Source organism: Mycobacterium spongiae (assembly GCF_018278905.1).
Classification (GTDB): domain Bacteria; phylum Actinomycetota; class Actinomycetes; order Mycobacteriales; family Mycobacteriaceae; genus Mycobacterium; species Mycobacterium spongiae.
Map to the genome: position 1 here is coordinate 759,913 of NZ_CP046600.1, position 24,666 is coordinate 784,578.

At 81.4% G+C, this 24,666-nt stretch carries 4 protein-coding genes; all 4 read right to left on the minus strand.

What is annotated here, in order from left to right; translation table 11 throughout:
• Positions 1 to 35: 35 nt before the first annotated feature.
• Positions 36 to 16,661 carry a hypothetical protein gene (locus F6B93_RS03010; RefSeq protein WP_211697671.1) on the minus strand — a complete coding sequence of 5,542 codons (16,626 nt, stop codon included), beginning with the start codon at positions 16,659 to 16,661 and terminating at the stop codon, positions 36 to 38.
• A gap of 170 nt (positions 16,662 to 16,831) precedes the next feature.
• A complete protein-coding gene (locus F6B93_RS03015) occupies positions 16,832 to 17,005 on the minus strand; it encodes a hypothetical protein (RefSeq protein WP_211697672.1) in 174 nt (57 codons plus the stop codon).
• 51 nt (positions 17,006 to 17,056) lie between these two features.
• Entirely contained in the window at positions 17,057 to 17,350 is a 294-nt protein-coding gene (locus tag F6B93_RS23360; protein WP_211697673.1) for a hypothetical protein, read from the minus strand.
• Positions 17,337 to 23,264: a hypothetical protein gene (locus tag F6B93_RS03025; RefSeq protein WP_425518524.1), complete on the minus strand. Its 5,928-nt coding sequence runs from the start codon at positions 23,262 to 23,264 to the stop codon at positions 17,337 to 17,339. The genes F6B93_RS23360 and F6B93_RS03025 overlap by 14 nt, the downstream gene beginning before the upstream one ends.
• Positions 23,265 to 24,666: the final 1,402 nt, after the last annotated feature.

Consider the following 24,666-nt stretch of genomic DNA (forward strand, 5'->3'; position numbering starts at 1 on the left):
GCGGGCACTACGGCCAGCCTAGCGGGTGTCCGCTGTTACGGTGCGACGCCGCCGGCCCCACCGGTGCCCGCGGTGCCGCCGGTGCCACCGCTGCCGCCGCTGACTCCCACCGGGCCGCTGCCTGGGTTGCCGTCGCCGCCGCTGGTGCCAGGGTCGCCGGGAGCCGGGATCCCGATGCCAGCGCCGTCGTTGCCGGTGCCGCCGTGTCCGCCGTCGCCGCCTTTGCCGCCGTCTCCACCGGTGCCCCCGGTGCCGGTGCCGGTGCCGGTGCCCCCGGCACCGCCGGTCCCACCGATGGCACCGTCACCGCCAGTCCCACCGGCACCATCCGGACCGGTGTCGTTGCCGTCGCCGCCTCTGCCGCCGGTGCCGCCGCCGCCGCCGGTGCCGCCGGCGCCGCCGTTGCCGTTGCCGCCGGCACCAGCGTCCCCGCCGATACCGCCATTGCCGGCGGCGCCGCCCGCGCCGCCCGCGCCGCCCATGAAGGGGCCACTCACAGGGGGTGTAGCACCCCCCTGGCCGCCGGTACCGCCGGTGCCGCCGGCGCCGGCGTCGCCGCCGTTGCCGCCGCCGGCACCACCCACGCCGCCGTTGCCGCCGTTGCCGGCGGCGCCACCGACGCCGCCTACGCCAGCGCTGTTCGAACCCGGAGCGCTTGTTTCGAGGGGACCGCCCACGCCGCCGGTGCCGCCGTCGCCGCCGCCACCACCGGCTCCGCCGGTGCCACCGCCAGTGCCACCGATGCCGGCACCGCCGGCACCGCCCTGCCCGCCGACGCCGCCGATACCGCCGACGCCGCCAGTTCCCGAGTCTAGGACGTCTTCCCCAGAGGCACCGGCCCCGCCGGCGCCGCCAATGCCGCCCTGCCCGCCGGCGCCCCCGTCTCCGGCGTTCCAGCCAGCACCCGCCGCGGATCCGGCGCCGCCGGCGCCACCGGCGCCGGCCGCACCACCCTGCCCGCCGTCACCGCCTCCGAGGCCGCCGGTATTACCGAAGCCGCCTTCACCGCCGCTGCCGCCCTTGCCGCCGGCGCCGCCGTTGCCGTTACCGCCGACACCAGCGTCGCCGCCGATACCGCCGTCGCCACCGGCGCCGCCGACGCCGCCGTTGCCGCCCTCGCCCGGGGAAATAATAGGACTCCCAAAGCCGCCGGCGCCGCCGTTGCCGCCGGTGCCGCCGGTGCCAGCGTCGCCGCCGTTGCCACCGCCGGTACCGCCGTTGCCGCCGTTGCCGCCGTTGCCGGCGGCCCCGCCAGCGCCGCCATTGGCGCCAACACCGCTAAGACGAGTAATGCTTATGCCGCCGTCGCCCCCGTCGCCGCCGGTGCCGCCGGCGCCGCCGATGCCACCGCCAGCAGAACCGATGCCGGCACCGCCGACACCGCCCTCACCGCCCGCGCCACCCATACCGCCGGGTCGGCCAGCCGCCTTACCAACAACGCCGTCTCCGCCAATCCCGCCGGTCCCGCCGGTCCCTCCCTCTCCGCCGGTGCCACCGGTGCCGTTGGCCCCGCCTCCGGCGCCGCCTGCGCCGGCAGCACCGCCTGCACCGCCGGTCCCGCCAGCTCCCGCGTTTCCACCGGCCGCGACTGCGCCGCCGTCGCCGCCTTTACCCCCAGCGCCGCCTTGGCCGCCGATGCCGCCGGTCCCGCCGGTGCCGGCGGTGGATCCGGTGCCGCCGGTGCCGGCGTCGCCGCCTGCGCCGCCGGTGCCACCTATGCCGCCGTCGCCGCCGACGACACCGCTGTTGGCGCTGTTGTCGGTGCCTGCGCCACCAGCACCGCCGGTGCCGCCTGTGCCGCCTTCACCACCTGTGCCGCCGGCGCCCTGGATGCCGCCCGTGCCGAGGCCCGCGGCGCCGCCGTCACCTCCGGTGCCGCCCTGGCCGCCGATGCCACCTGTGCCGCCGGTGCCGCCGCCTGCTGCGCCAGTGGTTCCGGTGCCGCCGGTGCCGCCGGTGCCGCCTTGGCCGCCGGTGCCGCCGTCGCCGGATGAGCCGTCGGCACCCGTGGCCGAGCCGGTGCCGCCAGCACCGGCATCGCCGCCGGTGCCGCCGGTGCCGCCTTGGCCGCCGTCGCCGCCGACGACCAGCGGGTCGGTGCTGTTGGTGCCCACACCACCCGTGCCGCCGGTGCCGCCGGTGCCGCCGTCGCCGCCTTGACCGCCGGCGCCCTGGATACCGCCGGCGCCGGCACCGGCGGCCCCGCCGGTGCCGCCGGTGCCGCCTTGGCCACCGGCCGCGCCTTGGCCGCCGTTGCCGCCATCGGCCGCCCCGACGGTGCCGGCACCGCCTTTGCCGCCGGTGCCGCCTTGGCCGCCGGTGCCGCCGTCGCCGGAGGAGCCGTCGGTGCCGGCGGTGGAGCCGGTGCCGCCGGTGCCAGCGTTGCCGCCGACGCCACCGAGACCACCCTGGCCGCCGGCGCCGCCGGCGACGCCGTCGTTGGCGCTGTTGTCGGTGCCGGCGCCACCGGTGCCGCCGGTGCCGCCGGTGCCGCCGTCGCCGCCTTGACCGCCGACGCCTTGGATGCCGCCTGTACCGGCGCCTGCTGCGCCGCCGCTGCCGCCGGCCCCGCCGGCCCCGCCGGTGCCGCCAGTGGCGCCTTGGGCGCCGGCGCCCACCACGGTGGTGTTGTCCGCGCCCGCGCCGCCGTCGCCCCCGGCCCCGCCGGCGCCGCCGTCACCGGCGGTACCGGTAGCGCCCGTGGTGGAGCCGGTGCCAGCGACACCGGCGTCGCCTCCCACGCCACCGTCACCGCCCTGGCCACCGGCCCCGCCGGCCAGCAGCGGATCGGTGCTGGCAGTACCGTCTCCGCCGGTGCCGCCTTGGCCCCCGGTGCCGCCGTCGCCGGCGCTGCCGCCGGCGCCTTGGATGCCGGTGCCTGAGCCGGCGCCGCCGTTTCCGCCGGTGCCGCCGGCGGCTGCGGCGCCGCCGGTTCCGCCGGCGCCATTGTTGCCCTGACCGACGCCGCCTATACCGCCATCGCCGCCGGTGCCGCCGTTACCGCCGGCACCGCCGTTTCCGTTGCCGCCGGCACCAGCGTTGCCGCCTATACCGCCATTGCCGGCGGCGCCACCGGCGCCGCCGATGGCGCCGTCGCCTTCGATAAAGGCCGGGCCGCCTGTGCCGCCGTTGCCGCCGGTGCCGCCATTGCCGGCGTCGCCGCCGTCACCGCCGCCGATGCCACCTGCGCCGCCGTTGCCGCCGTTGCCGGCGGCGCCGCCCAAACCGCCTACACCGGCGGGATCACCGGGGTTAAAGGCCTCGCCGCCTATGCCGCCGTTGCCACCATTGCCCCCGGCGCCGCCGGCGCCGCCGGTCCCACCGCCTGTCGAGCCGATGCCGGCGCCACCGATACCGCCGTTACCGCCGTTGCCGCCCATTCCGCCGGTAAAGCCGGGATCGCCGAAGCCTGAGTTGTCGCTAGCTTGGCGGCCGTTGCCGCCGGCTCCGCCCGCTCCTCCGGTTCCACCGGTGCCGTGAGCCCCGCCTCCGGCGCCACCCGCACCGGCCGCACCCCCTGCACCGCCGGTCCCGCCGGTCCCGCCGGTGGCGCCGCTGCCGAAGGCGCCGCCGGTGCCGCCATCACCAGCGATACCGCCAGTGCCGCCGTTACCGCCGCGTCCGCCGACGGCGCCGTCGATGCCCGCGCCACCGGCGCCGCCGGCCCCACCGGCTCCGCCGGCCCCGCCGTCACCGCCATCCTCGGGGCCGATGCCGCTGTCGCCTTTGCCGCCGGCCCCGCCGGTGCCGCCGTCGCCGCCGTTGCCGCCGCTTCCGCCTCCGACCCCGCCAATGCCGGCGCCACCGGCTCCGCCGGCCCCGCCGGCCCCGCCGGCCCCGCCATCGTCGCCGTTGAGGGCGGTCCCGCCGCCGTCTTCGCCTTGGCTGCCGGTCCCGCCCGTGCCGCCGTCGCCGCCAACCCCACCGGCGCCGGAGCTACCGTCAGCGCCGGTGCCCGACCCGCTGCCGCCGGCACCGGCCGCGCCGCCGGTCCCGCCGTCACCGCCATCCCCACCGATCCCGACGCCCTCAGGCTCGGCGTTGCCGCCGATGCCGCCGATGCCGCCGGTGCCGCCGGTGCCGCCGGTCCCGCCGTCGCCATCGCCGCCAGCGCCAGCCGCGCCACCCGTGCCGCCCGCGCCGCCTGTGCCGCCGGCGCCGCCGACACCTCCGTCGGGCGTGGATGCCCCGGTTCGGGAATCGCCAGCACCGCCGATGCCGCCGACACCGCCATCGCCAGCCGCACCCCCATCACCGCCGCCGATGCCGCCCGTGCCGCCAGCACCGCCATCGCCGCCGGTACCGCCGGTCCCGCCGGCACCGCCGTCCTCGCCGCCCTCGCCTGCGATGCCGCCGGCCCCGCCAGCCCCGCCGGTGCCGCCGGTGCCGCCGCCGGTGGCACCGATGCCAGCGCCGCCGGTGCCGCCGGTGCCGCCGACGCCGCCCTTGCCGCCGTCGCCACCCGGCTCGCTGGTGTTGGGGCCGTGGCCGCCTTGGCCGCCGGTGCCGCCATCGCCGCCGGCTCCACCGGTCCCTCCGGTGCCGTCGGCGCCCATGACGGATCCGGTGCCGCCTTGACCGGCCGCACCGCCGCTGCCGCCGTCGCCGCCGGCGCCCGCGTCGCCGCCGGCCTTCCCCGTCAGATCCGCGCTGTTGTCGACGCCGTTGGCGCCGGTGCCGCCCTTGCCGCCGGTCCCGCCGTCGCCGCCAGTGCCACCGGCGCCTTGGGTCCCGCCGGTGCCGGTGCCGGCGGCCCCGCCGGTGCCGCCTTTACCGCCGTCGCCGCCAACGGCACCCGCCGCGCCGTTATCGCCGGGGTTGGCGCCGTCGGCGCCTTGCCCAGCGGCGCCGCCGGTCCCGCCGGTGCCGCCGGTGCCGCCGTCGCCGGAGGAGCCGTCGGCGCCTGCGGTGGAGCCGGTGCCGCCGGTGCCGGCCGCCCCACCGGTGCCGCCGGTGCCGCCTTTACCGCCGGCCCCGCCCGCGGTGCCGTCGTTGGCGCTGTTATCGGTCCCCGCCCCGCCTTGGCCACCGGTGCCGCCGGTGCCGCCGTCGCCGCCCGCACCGCCGGCGCCCTGGGTGCCGCCGGCACCGAGGCCGGTCGCGCCACCGGCACCGCCGGCCCCGCCGTCGCCGCCGGTCGCGCCTTGGCCGCCGGTACCGCCATCGGCGGCGCCCATGGTGCCGGCACCACCGGCACCGCCGACGCCACCAGTACCGCCGACACCGCCATCACCGGCGCTGCCGTCGGCGCCTGCGGTGGAGCCGGTGCCGCCGGTGCCGGCCGCCCCACCGGTGCCGCCGGTGCCGCCTTTACCGCCGGCCCCGCCCGCGGTGCCGTCGTTGGCGCTGTTATCGGTCCCCGCCCCGCCTTGGCCACCTTGGCCGCCGGTGCCGCCGTCGCCGCCCGCACCGCCGGCGCCCTGGGTGCCGCCGGCACCGAGGCCGGTCGCGCCCCCGGCCCCGCCGGCACCGCCGTCGCCGCCGGCCGCGCCTTGGCCGCCGGTACCGCCATCGGCGGCGCCCATGGTGCCGGCACCACCGGCGCCGCCGGTGCCACCGATCCCGCCGGTGCCGCCATCCCCGGCGGACCCATCGCTGCCCGCGACCGAGCCGGTGCCGCCTTGGCCGGCGTCGCCGCCGGTGCCGCCGATGCCGCCTTTACCGCCGGCCCCGCCCGCGGTGCCGTCGTTGGCGCTGTTATCGGTCCCCGCCCCGCCTTGGCCACCGGTGCCGCCGGTGCCGCCGTCGCCGCCCGCACCGCCGGCGCCCTCGGTGCCGCCGGCACCGAGGCCGGTCGCGCCACCGGCCCCGCCGGCACCGCCGTCGCCGCCGGCCGCGCCTTGGCCGCCGGTACCGCCATCGGCGGCACCCATGGTGCCCGCACCACCGGCGCCGCCGGTGCCACCGATCCCGCCGGTGCCGCCATCCCCGGCGGACCCATCGCTGCCCGCGACCGAGCCGGTGCCGCCTTGGCCGGCGTCGCCGCCGGTGCCGCCGATGCCGCCTTTACCGCCGGCCCCGCCCGCGGTGCCGTCGTTGGCGCTGTTATCGGTCCCCGCCCCGCCTTGGCCACCTTGGCCGCCGGTGCCGCCGTCGCCGCCCGCACCGCCGGCGCCCTGGGTGCCGCCGGCACCGAGGCCGGTCGCGCCCCCGGCCCCGCCGGCACCGCCGTCGCCGCCGGCCGCGCCTTGGCCGCCGGTACCGCCATCGGCGGCGCCCATGGTGCCGGCACCACCGGCACCGCCGGTGCCACCGATCCCGCCGGTGCCGCCATCCCCGGCGGTACCCGCCGCGCCCGCGACCGAGCCGGTGCCGCCTTGGCCGGCGTCGCCGCCGGTGCCGCCGATGCCGCCTTTACCGCCGGCCCCGCCGGCGGTGCCGTCGTTGGCGCTGTTGTCGGTGCCGGCACCACCAGCACCACCGGTGCCGCCGGTGCCGCCGTCCCCGCCTTGACCGCCGGCGCCCTGGGTGCCGCCGGCACCGAGGCCGGTCGCGCCACCGGCACCGCCGGCACCGCCGTCGCCGCCGGTCGCGCCTTGGCCGCCGGTACCGCCATCGGCGGCGCCCATGGTGCCGGCACCACCGGCGCCGCCGGTGCCACCGATCCCGCCGGTGCCGCCATCCCCGGCGGTACCCGCCGCGCCCGCGACCGAGCCGGTGCCGCCTTGGCCGGCGTCGCCGCCGGTGCCGCCGATGCCGCCTTTACCGCCGGCCCCGCCGGCGGTGCCGTCGTTGGCGCTGTTGTCGGTGCCGGCACCACCAGCACCACCGGTGCCGCCGGTGCCGCCGTCGCCGCCCGCACCGCCGGCACCCTGGGTGCCGCCGGCACCGAGGCCGGTCGCGCCACCGGCACCGCCGGCACCGCCGTCGCCGCCGGTCGCGCCTTGGCCGCCGGTACCGCCATCGGCGGCACCCATGGTGCCGGCACCACCGGCGCCGCCGGTGCCACCGATCCCGCCGGTGCCGCCATCCCCGGCGGACCCATCGCTGCCCGCGACCGAGCCGGTGCCGCCTTGGCCGGCGTCGCCGCCGGTGCCGCCGATGCCGCCTTTACCGCCGGCCCCGCCCGCGACGCCGTCGTTGGCGCTGTTATCGGTCCCCGCCCCGCCTTGGCCACCGATGCCGCCGGTGCCGCCGTCCCCGCCTTGACCGCCGGCACCCTGGGTGCCACCGGCACCGAGGCCGGTCGCCCCACCGGCACCCCCGGCCCCGCCGTCGCCGCCGGCCGCGCCCTGGCCGCCGGTACCGCCATCAGCGGCACCCATGGTGCCGGCACCACCCGCACCGCCGGTGCCACCAGTACCGCCGACACCGCCATCACCCGCGCTGCCGTCGGCACCCGCCGCGGAGCCGGTGCCACCGGTGCCGGCCGCCCCACCGGTGCCGCCGACGCCGCCTTTACCGCCGGCCCCGCCGGCGGTGCCGTCGTTGGCGCTGTTATCGGTCCCCGCCCCGCCTTGGCCACCTTGACCGCCGGTGCCGCCGTCCCCGCCCGCACCGCCGGCACCCTGGGTGCCGCCGGCACCGAGGCCGGTCGCGCCACCGGCACCGCCGGCCCCGCCGTCGCCGCCGGTCGCGCCTTGGCCGCCGGTACCGCCATCGGCGGCACCCATGGTGCCGGCACCACCGGCGCCGCCGGTGCCACCGATCCCGCCGGTGCCGCCATCCCCGGCGGTACCCGCCGCGCCCGCGACCGAGCCGGTGCCGCCTTGGCCGGCGTCGCCGCCGGTGCCGCCGACGCCGCCTTTACCGCCGGCCCCGCCGGCGGTGCCGTCGTTGGCGCTGTTATCGGTCCCCGCCCCGCCTTGGCCACCTTGGCCGCCGGTGCCGCCGTCGCCGCCCGCACCGCCGGCACCCTGGGTGCCGCCGGCACCGAGGCCGGTCGCGCCCCCGGCCCCGCCGGCCCCGCCCGCGCCGCCGGTCGCGCCCTGGCCGCCGGTACCGCCATCAGCGGCACCCATGGTGCCCGCACCACCGGCGCCGCCGGTGCCACCGATCCCGCCGGTGCCGCCATCCCCGGCGGTACCCGCCGCGCCCGAGACCGAGCCGGTGCCGCCTTGGCCGGCGTCGCCGCCGGTGCCGCCGACGCCGCCTTTACCGCCCACACCGCCGGCGGTGCCGTCGTTGGCGCTGTTATCGGTCCCCGCACCACCAGCACCACCGGTGCCGCCGGTGCCGCCGTCGCCGCCCGCACCGCCGGCACCCTGGGTGCCGCCGGCACCGAGGCCGGTCGCGCCCCCGGCCCCGCCGGCCCCGCCCGCGCCGCCGGCCGCGCCCTGGCCGCCGGTACCGCCATCAGCAGCACCCATGGTGCCGGCACCACCGGCACCGCCGGCGCCACCGATCCCGCCGGTGCCGCCATCCCCGGCGGTACCCGCCGCGCCCGCGACCGAGCCGGTGCCGCCTTGGCCGGCGTCGCCGCCGGTGCCGCCGACGCCGCCTTTACCGCCGGCCCCGCCCGCGGTGCCGTCGTTGGCGCTGTTGTCGGTGCCGGCACCACCAGCACCACCGGTGCCGCCGGCGCCGCCGTCGCCGCCCGCACCGCCGGCGCCCTGGGTGCCGCCGGCACCGAGGCCGGTCGCGCCCCCGGCCCCGCCGGCCCCGCCCGCGCCGCCGGCCGCGCCCTGGCCGCCGGTACCGCCATCGGCGGCACCCACGGTGCCCGCACCACCGGCACCGCCGGTGCCACCGATCCCGCCGGTGCCACCATCCCCGGCGGTACCCGCCGCGCCCGCGACCGAGCCGGTGCCGCCTTGGCCGGCGTCGCCGCCGGTGCCGCCGATGCCGCCTTTACCGCCGGCCCCGCCGGCGGTGCCGTCGTTGGCGCTGTTGTCGGTGCCGGCACCACCAGCACCACCGGTGCCGCCGGTGCCGCCGTCGCCGCCCGCACCGCCGGCGCCCTGGGTGCCGCCGGCACCGAGGCCGGTCGCGCCCCCGGCACCCCCGGCCCCGCCCGCGCCGCCGGTCGCGCCCTGGCCGCCGGTACCGCCATCGGCGGCACCCACGGTGCCCGCACCACCGGCACCGCCGGCGCCACCGATCCCGCCGGTGCCGCCATCCCCGGCGGACCCATCGCTGCCCGCGACCGAGCCGGTGCCGCCTTGGCCGGCGTCGCCGCCGGTGCCGCCGACGCCGCCTTTACCGCCCACACCGCCGGCGGTGCCGTCGTTGGCGCTGTTATCGGTCCCCGCACCACCAGCACCACCGGTGCCGCCGGTGCCGCCGTCGCCGCCCGCACCGCCGGCACCCTGGGTGCCGCCGGCACCGAGGCCGGTCGCGCCCCCGGCCCCGCCGGCACCGCCCGCGCCGCCGGCCGCGCCCTGGCCGCCGGTACCGCCATCAGCAGCACCCATGGTGCCGGCACCACCGGCACCGCCGGCGCCACCGATCCCGCCGGTGCCGCCATCCCCGGCGGTACCCGCCGCGCCCGCGACCGAGCCGGTGCCGCCTTGGCCGGCGTCGCCGCCGGTGCCGCCGACGCCGCCTTTACCGCCGGCCCCGCCGGCGGTGCCGTCGTTGGCGCTGTTGTCGGTGCCGGCACCACCAGCACCACCGGTGCCGCCGGCGCCGCCGTCGCCGCCCGCACCGCCGGCGCCCTGGGTGCCGCCGGCACCGAGGCCGGTCGCGCCCCCGGCCCCGCCGGCCCCGCCCGCGCCGCCGGCCGCGCCCTGGCCGCCGGTACCGCCATCGGCGGCACCCATGGTGCCGGCACCACCGGCACCGCCGGTGCCACCGATCCCGCCGGTGCCGCCATCCCCGGCGGTACCCGCCGCGCCCGCGACCGAGCCGGTGCCGCCTTGGCCGGCGTCGCCGCCGGTGCCGCCGACGCCGCCTTTACCGCCGGCCCCGCCGGCGGTGCCGTCGTTGGCGCTGTTATCGGTCCCCGCCCCGCCTTGGCCACCTTGACCGCCGGTGCCGCCGTCGCCACCCGCACCGCCGGCACCCTGGGTGCCGCCGGCACCGGCACCGGTCGCCCCACCGGCACCCCCGGCACCGCCGTCGCCGCCGGCCGCGCCTTGGCCGCCGGTACCGCCATCGGCCGCGCCCACGGTGCCCGCACCACCAGCACCGCCGGTGCCACCGATACCGCCGGTGCCGCCATCACCCGCGGACCCGTCAGCACCCGCCGCGGAGCCGGCGCCACCGGTGCCGGCCGCCCCACCGGTGCCGCCGACGCCGCCTTTACCGCCGGCCCCGCCCGCGGTCCCGTCGTTGGCGCTGTTATCGGTCCCCGCCCCGCCTTGGCCACCTTGACCGCCGGTGCCGCCGTCCCCGCCCGCACCGCCGACACCCTGGGTGCCACCGGCACCGGCACCGGTCGCGCCACCGGCACCCCCGGCACCGCCGTCGCCGCCGGCCGCGCCCTGGCCGCCGGTACCGCCATCAGCAGCGCCGATGGTGCCGGCACCACCCGCACCGCCGACGCCACCAGTACCGCCGACACCGCCATCACCGGCGCTGCCGTCGGCACCCGCCGCCGAGCCGGTGCCACCGGTGCCGGCCGCCCCACCGGTGCCGCCGACGCCGCCTTTACCGCCGGCCCCGCCCGCGGTCCCGTCGTTGGCGCTGTTATCGGTCCCCGCCCCGCCTCGGCCACCTTGACCGCCGGTGCCGCCGTCGCCACCCGCACCGCCGGCGCCCTGGGTGCCGCCGGCACCGAGGCCGGTCGCGCCACCGGCACCCCCGGCACCGCCGTCGCCGCCGGCCGCGCCCTGGCCGCCGGTACCGCCATCAGCAGCGCCGATGGTGCCGGCACCACCCGCACCGCCGACGCCACCGATACCGCCGACACCGCCATCACCGGCGCTGCCGTCGGCACCCGCCGCCGAGCCGGTGCCACCGGTGCCGGCCGCCCCACCGGTGCCGCCGACGCCGCCTTTACCGCCGGCCCCGCCGGCGGTCCCGTCGTTGGCGCTGTTATCGGTCCCCGCCCCGCCTTGGCCACCGATGCCGCCGGTGCCGCCGTCGCCGCCCGCACCGCCGGCGCCCTCGGTGCCGCCGGCACCGGCACCGGTCGCGCCACCGGCACCCCCGGCACCGCCGTCGCCGCCGGCCGCGCCCTGGCCGCCGGTACCGCCATCAGCAGCACCCATGGTGCCCGCACCACCCGCACCGCCGGCGCCACCGATACCGCCGGTGCCGCCATCACCCGCCGACCCATCGCTGCCCGCGACCGAGCCGGTGCCGCCTTGGCCGGCGTCGCCGCCGGTGCCGCCGACGCCGCCTTTACCGCCCACACCGCCGGCGGTGCCGTCGTTGGCGCTGTTATCGGTCCCCGCACCACCAGCACCACCGGTGCCGCCGGTGCCGCCGTCGCCGCCCGCACCGCCGGCGCCCTGGGTGCCGCCGGCACCGAGGCCGGTCGCGCCACCGGCACCGCCGGCCCCGCCGTCGCCGCCGGCCGCGCCCTGGCCGCCGGTACCGCCATCAGCGGCACCGATGGTGCCGGCACCACCGGCGCCGCCGGTGCCACCGATCCCGCCGGTGCCGCCATCCCCGGCGGTACCCGCCGCGCCCGCGACCGAGCCGGTGCCGCCTTGGCCGGCGTCGCCGCCGGTGCCGCCGACGCCGCCTTTACCGCCGGCCCCGCCGGCGGTGCCGTCGTTGGCGCTGTTGTCGGTGCCGGCACCACCAGCACCACCGGTGCCGCCGGCGCCGCCGTCGCCGCCCGCACCGCCGGCGCCCTGGGTGCCGCCGGCACCGAGGCCGGTCGCGCCCCCGGCCCCGCCGGCCCCGCCCGCGCCGCCGGCCGCGCCCTGGCCGCCGGTACCGCCATCAGCGGCACCCATGGTGCCGGCACCACCGGCACCGCCGGTGCCACCGATCCCGCCGGTGCCGCCATCCCCGGCGGTACCCGCCGCGCCCGCGACCGAGCCGGTGCCGCCTTGGCCGGCGTCGCCGCCGGTGCCGCCGACGCCGCCTTTACCGCCGGCCCCGCCCGCGGTCCCGTCGTTGGCGCTGTTATCGGTCCCCGCCCCGCCTTGGCCACCTTGACCGCCGGTGCCGCCGTCGCCACCCGCACCGCCAGCACCCTCGGTGCCACCGGCACCGGCACCGGTCGCCCCACCGGCACCCCCGGCACCGCCGTCGCCGCCGGCCGCGCCCTGGCCGCCGGTACCGCCATCAGCAGCGCCGATGGTGCCGGCACCACCCGCACCGCCGGTGCCGCCAGTACCGCCGACACCGCCATCACCGGCGCTGCCGTCGGCACCCGCCGCCGAGCCGGTGCCACCGGTGCCGGCCGCCCCACCGGTGCCGCCGACGCCGCCTTTACCGCCCACACCGCCGGCGGTGCCGTCGTTGGCGCTGTTGTCGGTGCCGGCACCACCAGCACCACCGGTGCCGCCGGTGCCGCCGTCGCCGCCCGCACCGCCGGCGCCCTGGGTGCCACCGGCACCGAGGCCGGTCGCGCCACCGGCACCGCCGGCCCCGCCGTCGCCGCCGGCCGCGCCCTGGCCGCCGGTACCGCCATCAGCAGCGCCGATGGTGCCGGCACCACCGGCGCCGCCGGTGCCACCGATCCCGCCGGTGCCGCCATCCCCGGCGGTACCCGCCGCGCCCGCGACCGAGCCGGTGCCGCCTTGGCCGGCGTCGCCGCCGGTGCCGCCGATGCCGCCTTTACCGCCGGCCCCGCCCGCGGTCCCGTCGTTGGCGCTGTTATCGGTCCCCGACCCGCCTTGGCCACCTTGGCCGCCGGTGCCGCCGTCGCCACCCGCACCGCCGGCGCCCTGGGTGCCGCCGGCACCGGCACCGGTCGCGCCACCGGCACCCCCGGCACCGCCGTCGCCGCCGGCCGCGCCCTGGCCGCCGGTACCGCCATCAGCGGCACCCACGGTGCCGGCACCACCCGCACCGCCGACGCCACCGATACCGCCGACACCGCCATCACCGGCGCTGCCGTCGGCACCCGCCGCGGAGCCGGTGCCGCCGGTGCCGGCCGCCCCACCGGTGCCGCCGACGCCGCCTTTACCGCCGGCCCCGCCCGCGACGCCGTCGTTGGCGCTGTTATCGGTGCCGGCACCCCCGGTGCCACCGGTGCCGCCGGTGCCGCCGTCGCCGCCCGCACCGCCGACACCCTGGGTGCCGCCGGCACCGGCACCGGTCGCGCCACCGGCACCCCCGGCACCGCCGTCGCCGCCGGCCGCGCCCTGGCCGCCGGTACCGCCATCAGCGGCACCCATGGTGCCGGCACCACCCGCACCGCCGGCGCCACCGATACCGCCGGTGCCGCCATCACCCGCCGACCCATCGCTGCCCGCGACCGAGCCGGTGCCGCCTTGGCCGGCGTCGCCGCCGGTGCCGCCGACGCCGCCTTTACCGCCCACACCGCCCGCGGTCCCGTCGTTGGCGCTGTTATCGGTCCCCGCCCCGCCTTGGCCACCGATGCCGCCGGTGCCGCCGTCCCCGCCCGCACCGCCGGCACCCTGGGTGCCACCGGCACCGGCACCGGTCGCCCCACCGGCACCCCCGGCACCGCCGTCGCCGCCGGCCGCGCCCTGGCCGCCGGTACCGCCATCAGCAGCACCCACGGTGCCCGCACCACCCGCACCGCCGGTGCCGCCGGTGCCGCCGACACCGCCATCACCGGCGCTGCCGTCGGCACCCGCCGCCGAGCCGGTGCCACCGGTGCCGGCCGCCCCACCGGTGCCGCCGATGCCGCCTTTACCGCCGGCCCCGCCGGCGGTGCCGTCGTTGGCGCTGTTGTCGGTGCCGGCACCACCAGCACCACCGGTGCCGCCGGTGCCGCCGTCGCCGCCCGCACCGCCGGCGCCCTGGGTGCCGCCGGCACCGAGGCCGGTCGCGCCACCGGCACCGCCGGCCCCGCCGTCGCCGCCGGCCGCGCCCTGGCCGCCGGTACCGCCATCGGCGGCACCCATGGTGCCGGCACCACCGGCGCCGCCGGTGCCACCGATCCCGCCGGTGCCGCCATCCCCGGCGGACCCATCGCTGCCCGCGACCGAGCCGGTGCCGCCTTGGCCGGCGTCGCCGCCGGTGCCGCCGACGCCGCCTTTACCGCCGGCCCCGCCGGCGGTGCCGTCGTTGGCGCTGTTATCGGTCCCCGCCCCGCCTTGGCCACCTTGGCCGCCGGTGCCGCCGTCGCCGCCCGCACCGCCGGCGCCCTGGGTGCCGCCGGCACCGGCACCGGTCGCGCCACCGGCACCGCCGGCACCGCCGTCGCCGCCGGCCGCGCCCTGGCCGCCGGTACCGCCATCAGCGGCACCCACGGTGCCGGCACCACCGGCGCCGCCGGTGCCACCGATCCCGCCGGTGCCGCCATCCCCGGCGGTACCCGCCGCGCCCGCGACCGAGCCGGTGCCGCCTTGGCCGGCGTCGCCGCCGGTGCCGCCGATGCCGCCTTTACCGCCGGCCCCGCCGGCGGTGCCGTCGTTGGCGCTGTTGTCGGTGCCGGCACCACCAGCACCACCGGTGCCGCCGGTGCCGCCGTCGCCGCCCGCACCGCCGGCGCCCTGGGTGCCGCCGGCACCGAGGCCGGTCGCGCCCCCGGCACCGCCGGCCCCGCCGTCGCCGCCGGCCGCGCCCTGGCCGCCGGTACCGCCATCGGCGGCACCCACGGTGCCGGCACCACCGGCGCCGCCGGTGCCACCGATCCCGCCGGTGCCGCCATCCCCGGCGGTACCCGCCGCGCCCGCGACCGAGCCGGTGCCACCGGTGCCGGCCGCCCCACCGGTGCCGCCGACGCCGCCTTTACCGCCGGCCCCGCCCGCGGTCCCGTCGTTGGCGCTGTTATCGGTCCCCGCCCCGCCTCGGCCACCTTGACCGCCGGTGCCGCCGTCGCCACCCGCACCGCCGGCACCCTCGGTGCCGCCGGCACCGAGGCCGGTCGCGCCCCCGGCCCCGCCGGCACCGCCGTCGCCGCCGGTCGCGCCTTGGCCGCCGGTACCGCCATCGGCGGCACCCACGGTGCCGGCACCACCGGCGCCGCCGGTGCCACCGATCCCGCCGGTGCCGCCATCCCCGGCGGTACCCGCCGCGCCCGCGACCGAGCCGGTGCCGCCTTGGCCGGCGTCGCCGCCGGTGCCGCCGACGCCGCCTTTACCGCCGGCCCCGCCCGCGGTCCCGTCGTTGGCGCTGTTATCGGTCCCCGCCCCGCCTTGGCCACCGATGCCGCCGGTGCCGCCGTCGCCGCCAGCACCGCCGACACCCTGGGTGCCGCCGGCACCGGCACCGGTCGCGCCACCGGCACCCCCGGCACCGCCGTCGCCGCCGGCCGCGCCCTGGCCGCCGGTACCGCCATCAGCAGCGCCCACGGTGCCGGCACCACCCGCACCGCCGACGCCACCGATACCGCCGACACCGCCATCACCGGCGCTGCCGTCGGCACCCGCCGCGGAGCCGGTGCCGCCGGTGCCGGCCGCCCCACCGGTGCCGCCGACGCCGCCTTTACCGCCGGCCCCGCCCGCGGTCCCGTCGTTGGCGCTGTTATCGGTCCCCGCCCCGCCTTGGCCACCGATGCCGCCGGTGCCGCCGTCCCCGCCCGCACCGCCGACACCCTGGGTGCCGCCGGCACCGGCACCGGTCGCGCCACCGGCACCCCCGGCACCGCCGTCGCCGCCGGCCGCGCCCTGGCCGCCGGTACCGCCATCAGCAGCACCCACGGTGCCCGCACCACCCGCACCGCCGGCGCCACCGATACCGCCGGTGCCGCCATCACCCGCCGACCCATCGCTGCCCGCGACCGAGCCGGTGCCGCCTTGGCCGGCGTCGCCGCCGGTGCCGCCGACGCCGCCTTTACCGCCGGCCCCGCCCGCGGTCCCGTCGTTGGCGCTGTTATCGGTCCCCGCCCCGCCTTGGCCACCTTGACCGCCGGTGCCGCCGTCCCCGCCCGCACCGCCGACACCCTGGGTGCCGCCGGCACCGGCACCGGTCGCGCCCCCGGCACCCCCGGCACCGCCGTCGCCGCCGGCCGCGCCCTGGCCGCCGGTACCGCCATCAGCAGCGCCGATGGTGCCGGCACCACCCGCACCGCCGACGCCACCAGTACCGCCGACACCGCCATCACCGGCGCTGCCGTCGGCACCCGCCGCGGAGCCGGTGCCACCGGTGCCGGCCGCCCCACCGGTGCCGCCGACGCCGCCTTTACCGCCGGCCCCGCCCGCGGTGCCGTTGTTGGCGCTGTTATCGGTCCCCGCCCCGCCTCGGCCACCTTGACCGCCGGTGCCGCCGTCGCCGCCCGCACCGCCGGCGCCCTGGGTGCCGCCGGCACCGAGGCCGGTCGCGCCCCCGGCACCCCCGGCACCGCCGTCGCCGCCGGCCGCGCCCTGGCCGCCGGTACCGCCATCAGCAGCGCCGATGGTGCCGGCACCACCCGCACCGCCGGTGCCACCTTGGCCGCCGACACCGCCATCACCGGCGCTGCCGTCGGCACCCGCCGCCGAGCCGGTGCCACCGGTGCCGGCCGCCCCACCGGTGCCGCCGACGCCGCCTTTACCGCCGCCCCGCCCGCGTCCCGTCGTTGGCGCTGTTATCGGTCCCCGCCCCGCCTTGGCCACCGATGCCGCCGGTGCCGCCGTCGCCGCGCCGCCGCCCGCCGCGCCCTCGGTGCCGCCGGCACCGGCACCGGTCGCGCCACCGGCACCCCCGGCACCGCCGTCGCCGCCGGCCGCGCCCTGGCCGCCGGTACCGCCATCAGCAGCACCCATGGTGCCCGCACCACCCGCACCGCCGGCGCCACCGATCCCGCCGGTGCCGCCATCCCCGGCGGACCCATCGCTGCCCGCGACCGAGCCGGTGCCGCCTTGCCGGCGTCGCCGCCGGTGCCGCCGACGCCGCCTTTACCGCCCCACCGCCGCGCGTGCCGTCGTTGGCGCTGTTATCGGTCCCCGCCCGCCTGCCCACCGGTGCCGCCGGTGCCGCCGTCGCCGCCCGCACCGCCGGCACCCTCGGTGCCGCCGGCACCGAGGCCGGTCGGCCCACCGGCACCCCCGGCACCGCCGTCGCCGCCGGCCGCGCCCTGGCCGCCGGTACCGCCATCAGCAGCACCCACGGTGCCGCACCACCCGCACCGCCGGCGCCACCGATACCGCCGGTGCCGCCATCACCGGCGCTGCCGTCGGCACCCGCCGCCGAGCCGGTGCCACCTTGCCGGCGTCGCCGCCGGTGCCGCCGACGCCGCCTTTACCGCCGCCCCGCCGGCGGTCCCGTCGTTGGCGCTGTTATCGGTCCCCGCCCCGCCTTGGCCACCTTGACCGCCGGTGCCGCCGTCGCCGCCCGCACCGCCGGCACCCTCGGTGCCACCGGCACCGGCACCGGTCGCCCCACCGGCACCCCCGGCACCGCCGTCGCCGCCGGCCGCGCCCTGGCCGCCGGTACCGCCATCAGCAGCACCCACGGTGCCGGCACCACCCGCACCGCCGACGCCACCGATACCGCCGCACCGCCATCACCGGCGCTGCCGTCGCGCCCGCCGCCGAGCCGGTGCCACCGGTGCCGGCCGCCCCACCGGTGCCGCCGACGCCGCCTTTACCGCCGGCCCCGCCCGCGACGCCGTCGTTGGCGCTGTTATCGGTCCCCGCCCCGCCTTGGCCACCGATGCCGCCGGTGCCGCCGTCGCCGCCCGCACCGCCGGCACCCTCGGTGCCACCGGCACCGAGGCCGGTCGCGCCACCGGCACCCCCGGCCCCGCCGTCGCCGCCGGCCGCGCCCTGGCCGCCGGTACCGCCATCAGCAGCACCCATGGTGCCGGCACCACCCGCACCGCCGACGCCACCGATACCGCCGACACCGCCATCACCGGCGCTGCCGTCGGCACCCGCCGCCGAGCCGGTGCCACCGGTGCCGGCCGCCCCACCGGTGCCGCCGACGCCGCCTTTACCACCCACACCGCCCGCGGTCCCGTCGTTGGCGCTGTTATCGGTCCCCGACCCGCCTTGGCCACCGATGCCGCCGGTGCCGCCGTCGCCGCCCGCACCGCCGGCACCCTCGGTGCCACCGGCACCGGCACCGGTCGCCCCACCGGCACCCCCGGCACCGCCGTCGCCGCCGGCCGCGCCCTGGCCGCCGGTACCGCCATCAGCAGCGCCGATGGTGCCGGCACCACCCGCACCGCCGGTGCCACCAGTACCGCCGACACCGCCATCACCCGCGCTGCCGTCGGCACCCGCCGCGGAGCCGGTGCCACCGGTGCCGGCCGCCCCACCGGTGCCGCCGACGCCGCCTTTACCGCCGGCCCCGCCCGCGGTCCCGTCGTTGGCGCTGTTATCGGTCCCCGCCCCGCCTTGGCCACCTTGACCGCCGGTGCCGCCGTCGCCGCCCGCACCGCCGGCACCCTCGGTGCCGCCGGCACCGAGGCCGGTCGCGCCCCCGGCACCCCCGGCACCGCCGTCGCCGCCGGCCGCGCCCTGGCCGCCGGTACCGCCATCAGCAGCACCCATGGTGCCGGCACCACCCGCACCGCCGGTGCCACCAGTACCGCCGACACCGCCATCACCGGCGCTGCCGTCGGCACCCGCCGCCGAGCCGGTGCCACCGGTGCCGGCCGCCCCACCGGTGCCGCCGACGCCGCCTTTACCGCCCACACCGCCCGCGGTCCCGTCGTTGGCGCTGTTATCGGTCCCCGCCCCGCCTTGGCCACCGATGCCGCCGGTGCCGCCGTCGCCGCCCGCACCGCCGGCACCCTCGGTGCCGCCGGCACCGGCACCGGTCGCCCCACCGGCACCCCCGGCACCGCCGTCGCCGCCGGCCGCGCCCTGGCCGCCGGTACCGCCATCAGCAGCGCCGATGGTGCCGGCACCACCCGCACCGCCGGTGCCACCAGTACCGCCGACACCGCCATCACCGGCGCTGCCGTCGGCACCCGCCGCCGAGCCGGTGCCACCGGTGCCGGCCGCCCCACCGGTGCCGCCGATGCCGCCTTTACCGCCGACCCCGCCGGCGGTCCCGTCGTTGGCGCTGTTATCGGTCCCCGCCCCGCCTTGGCCACCGGTGCCGCCGGTGCCGCCGTCGCCGCCCGCACCGCCGGCGCCCTGGGTGCCGCCGGCACCGAGGCCGGTCGCGCCACCGGCACCGCCGGCCCCGCCGTCGCCGCCGGCCGCGCCCTGGCCGCCGGTACCGCCATCAGCAGCGCCGATGGTGCCGGCACCACCGGCGCCGCCGGTGCCACCGATCCCGCCGGTGCCGCCATCCCCGGCGGTACCCGCCGCGCCCGCGACCGAGCCGGTGCCGCCTTGGCCGGCGTCGCCGCCGGTGCCGCCGATGCCGCCTTTACCGCCGGCCCCGCCCGCGGTCCCGTCGTTGGCGCTGTTGTCGGTGCCCGCACCACCAGCACCACCGGTGCCGCCGGTGCCGCCGTCGCCGCCCGCACCGCCGGCGCCCTGGGTGCCGCCGGCACCGGCACCGGTCGCGCCACCGGCACCCCCGGCACCGCCGTCGCCGCCGGCCGCGCCCTGGCCGCCGGTACCGCCATCAGCAGCGCCCATGGTGCCGGCACCACCCGCACCGCCGGTGCCACCAGTACCGCCGACACCGCCATCACCGGCGCTGCCGTCGGCACCCGCCGCGGAGCCGGTGCCGCCGGTGCCGGCCGCCCCACCGGTGCCGCCGACGCCGCCTTTACCGCCCACACCGCCGGCGGTCCCGTCGTTGGCGCTGTTATCGGTCCCCGCCCCGCCTTGGCCACCTTGACCGCCGGTGCCGCCGTCGCCGCCCGCACCGCCGGCACCCTGGGTGCCGCCGGCACCGGCACCGGTCGCGCCACCGGCACCCCCGGCACCGCCGTCGCCGCCGGCCGCGCCCTGGCCGCCGGTACCGCCATCAGCGGCACCGATGGTGCCGGCACCACCGGCGCCGCCGGTGCCACCGATCCCGCCGGTGCCGCCATCCCCGGCGGACCCATCGCTGCCCGCGACCGAGCCGGTGCCGCCTTGGCCGGCGTCGCCGCCGGTGCCGCCGATGCCGCCTTTACCGCCGGCCCCGCCCGCGGTCCCGTCGTTGGCGCTGTTATCGGTCCCCGCCCCGCCTTGGCCACCGATGCCGCCGGTGCCGCCGTCGCCGCCCGCACCGCCGGCACCCTGGGTGCCGCCGGTACCGGCACCGGTCGCCCCACCGGCACCCCCGGCACCGCCGTCGCCGCCGGCCGCGCCCTGGCCGCCGGTACCGCCATCAGCAGCGCCGATGGTGCCGGCACCACCCGCACCGCCGGTGCCGCCGGTGCCGCCGACACCGCCATCACCGGCGCTGCCGTCGGCACCCGCCGCGGAGCCGGTGCCACCGGTGCCGGCCGCCCCACCGGTGCCGCCGATGCCGCCTTTACCGCCGGCCCCGCCGGCGGTGCCGTCGTTGGCGCTGTTGTCGGTGCCGGCACCACCAGCACCACCGGTGCCGCCGGTGCCGCCGTCGCCGCCCGCACCGCCGGCGCCCTGGGTGCCGCCGGCACCGAGGCCGGTCGCGCCACCGGCACCGCCGGCCCCGCCGTCGCCGCCGGTCGCGCCCTGGCCGCCGGTACCGCCATCGGCGGCACCCATGGTGCCGGCACCACCGGCGCCGCCGGTGCCACCGATCCCGCCGGTGCCGCCATCCCCGGCGGTACCCGCCGCGCCCGCGACCGAGCCGGTGCCGCCTTGGCCGGCGTCGCCGCCGGTGCCGCCGATGCCGCCTTTACCGCCGGCCCCGCCGGCGGTGCCGTCGTTGGCGCTGTTATCGGTCCCCGACCCGCCTTGGCCACCTTGGCCGCCGGTGCCGCCGTCGCCGCCCGCACCGCCGGCGCCCTGGGTGCCGCCGGCACCGAGGCCGGTCGCGCCACCGGCACCGCCGGCACCGCCGTCGCCGCCGGTCGCGCCTTGGCCGCCGGTACCGCCATCGGCGGCACCCATGGTGCCGGCACCACCGGCGCCGCCGGTGCCACCGATCCCGCCGGTGCCGCCATCCCCGGCGGACCCATCGCTGCCCGCGACCGAGCCGGTGCCGCCTTGGCCGGCGTCGCCGCCGGTGCCGCCGATGCCGCCTTTACCGCCGGCCCCGCCCGCGGTGCCGTCGTTGGCGCTGTTATCGGTCCCCGCCCCGCCTTGGCCACCGATGCCGCCGGTGCCGCCGTCCCCGCCTTGACCGCCGGCACCCTGGGTGCCACCGGCACCGAGGCCGGTCGCCCCACCGGCACCCCCGGCCCCGCCGTCGCCGCCGGCCGCGCCCTGGCCGCCGGTACCGCCATCAGCGGCACCCACGGTGCCCGCACCACCCGCACCGCCGGTGCCACCAGTACCGCCGACACCGCCATCACCCGCGCTGCCGTCGGCACCCGCCGCGGAGCCGGTGCCACCGGTGCCGGCCGCCCCACCGGTGCCGCCGACGCCGCCTTTACCGCCGGCCCCGCCGGCGGTGCCGTCGTTGGCGCTGTTATCGGTCCCCGCCCCGCCTTGGCCACCTTGACCGCCGGTGCCGCCGTCGCCACCCGCACCGCCGGCACCCTGGGTGCCGCCGGCACCGAGGCCGGTCGCGCCACCGGCACCGCCGGCCCCGCCGTCGCCGCCGGTCGCGCCTTGGCCGCCGGTACCGCCATCGGCGGCACCCATGGTGCCGGCACCACCGGCGCCGCCGGTGCCACCGATCCCGCCGGTGCCGCCATCACCGGCGCTGCCGTCGGCACCCGCCGCGGAGCCGGTGCCACCGGTGCCGGCCGCCCCACCGGTGCCGCCGACGCCGCCTTTACCGCCGGCCCCGCCGGCGGTGCCGTCGTTGGCGCTGTTATCGGTCCCCGCCCCGCCTTGGCCACCGGTGCCGCCGGTGCCGCCGTCGCCACCCGCACCGCCGGCGCCCTGGGTGCCACCGGCACCGAGGCCGGTCGCCCCACCGGCACCGCCGGCACCGCCGTCGCCGCCGGCCGCGCCCTGGCCGCCGGTACCGCCATCAGCAGCGCCGATGGTGCCGGCACCACCCGCACCGCCGGTGCCACCGATACCGCCGGTGCCGCCATCACCGGCGCTGCCGTCGGCACCCGCCGCCGAGCCGGTGCCACCGGTGCCGGCCGCCCCACCGGTGCCGCCGACGCCGCCTTTACCGCCCACACCGCCCGCGGTCCCGTCGTTGGCGCTGTTATCGGTCCCCGACCCGCCTTGGCCACCGATGCCGCCGGTGCCGCCGTCCCCGCCTTGACCGCCGGCACCCTGGGTGCCACCGGCACCGAGGCCGGTCGCGCCCCCGGCACCCCCGGCCCCGCCGTCGCCGCCGGCCGCGCCCTGGCCGCCGGTACCGCCATCAGCGGCACCCATGGTGCCGGCACCACCCGCACCGCCGGTGCCACCGATACCGCCGGTGCCGCCATCACCGGCGCTGCCGTCGGCACCCGCCGCGGAGCCGGTGCCACCGGTGCCGGCCGCCCCACCGGTGCCGCCGATGCCGCCTTTACCACCCACACCGCCCGCGGTCCCGTCGTTGGCGCTGTTATCGGTCCCCGCCCCGCCTTGGCCACCGGTGCCGCCGGTGCCGCCGTCGCCGCCCGCACCGCCGGCACCCTCGGTGCCGCCGGCACCGAGGCCGGTCGCGCCCCCGGCACCCCCGGCACCGCCGTCGCCGCCGGCCGCGCCCTGGCCGCCGGTACCGCCATCAGCAGCACCGATGGTGCCGGCACCACCGGCACCGCCGGTGCCACCAGTACCGCCGACACCGCCATCACCGGCGCTGCCGTCGGCACCCGCCGCCGAGCCGGTGCCACCGGTGCCGGCCGCCCCACCGGTGCCGCCGACGCCGCCTTTACCACCCACACCGCCCGCGACGCCGTCGTTGGCGCTGTTATCGGTCCCCGCCCCGCCTTGGCCACCTTGACCGCCGGTGCCGCCGTCGCCACCCGCACCGCCGGCACCCTCGGTGCCACCGGCACCGGCACCGGTCGCCCCACCGGCACCCCCGGCACCGCCGTCGCCGCCGGCCGCGCCCTGGCCGCCGGTACCGCCATCAGCAGCACCCATGGTGCCGGCACCACCCGCACCGCCGGTGCCACCGATCCCGCCGGTGCCGCCATCCCCGGCGGACCCATCGCTGCCCGCGACCGAGCCGGTGCCGCCTTGGCCGGCGTCGCCGCCGGTGCCGCCGACGCCGCCTTTACCGCCGACCCCGCCCGCGGTCCCGTCGTTGGCGCTGTTATCGGTCCCCGCCCCGCCTTGGCCACCTTGACCGCCGGTGCCGCCGTCGCCACCCGCACCGCCGGCACCCTCGGTGCCACCGGCACCGGCACCGGTCGCCCCACCGGCCCCGCCGGCCCCGCCGTCGCCGCCGGCCGCGCCCTGGCCGCCGGTACCGCCATCAGCAGCACCCATGGTGCCGGCACCACCCGCACCGCCGGTGCCGCCGGTGCCGCCGACACCGCCATCACCGGCGCTGCCGTCGGCACCCGCCGCCGAGCCGGTGCCACCGGTGCCGGCCGCCCCACCGGTGCCGCCGACGCCGCCTTTACCGCCGACCCCGCCCGCGGTCCCGTCGTTGGCGCTGTTATCGGTCCCCGCCCCGCCTTGGCCACCTTGACCGCCGGTGCCGCCGTCGCCGCCCGCACCGCCGGCACCCTCGGTGCCGCCGGCACCGGCACCGGTCGCGCCACCGGCACCGCCGGCCCCGCCGTCGCCGCCGGCCGCGCCCTGGCCGCCGGTACCGCCATCAGCAGCGCCGATGGTGCCGGCACCACCGGCACCGCCGGTGCCACCAGTACCGCCGACACCGCCATCACCGGCGCTGCCGTCGGCACCCGCCGCCGAGCCGGTGCCACCGGTGCCGGCCGCCCCACCGGTGCCGCCGACGCCGCCTTTACCGCCGGCCCCGCCCGCGGTCCCGTCGTTGGCGCTGTTATCGGTCCCCGCCCCGCCTTGGCCACCTTGACCGCCGGTGCCGCCGTCGCCACCCGCACCGCCGGCACCCTCGGTGCCACCGGCACCGGCACCGGTCGCCCCACCGGCACCCCCGGCACCGCCGTCGCCGCCGGCCGCGCCCTGGCCGCCGGTACCGCCATCAGCAGCACCCATGGTGCCGGCACCACCCGCACCGCCGGTGCCACCTTGGCCGCCGACACCGCCATCACCCGCGCTGCCGTCGGCACCCGCCGCCGAGCCGGTGCCACCGGTGCCGGCCGCCCCACCGGTGCCGCCGACGCCGCCTTTACCGCCGACCCCGCCCGCGGTCCCGTCGTTGGCGCTGTTATCGGTCCCCGCCCCGCCTTGGCCACCTTGACCGCCGGTGCCGCCGTCGCCACCCGCACCGCCGGCACCCTCGGTGCCACCGGCACCGGCACCGGTCGCCCCACCGGCACCGCCGGCCCCGCCGTCGCCGCCGGCCGCGCCCTGGCCGCCGGTACCGCCATCAGCAGCACCCATGGTGCCGGCACCACCCGCACCGCCGGTGCCACCTTGGCCGCCGACACCGCCATCACCGGCGCTGCCGTCGGCACCCGCCGCCGAGCCGGTGCCACCGGTGCCGGCCGCCCCACCGGTGCCGCCGACGCCGCCTTTACCGCCGGCCCCGCCGGCGGTGCCGTCGTTGGCGCTGTTGTCGGTGCCCGCACCACCAGCACCACCGGTGCCGCCGGTGCCGCCGTCGCCACCAACACCGCCAGCACCCTGCAAGGCACCGGTGCCGCCACCCTCGCCGCCGGCCCCACCGTCGCCACCCGCAAACCCAGTGCCACCGGTGGCCCCGGCGCCGGTGGCGTCGGTGCCGGCCGCGCCACTACCC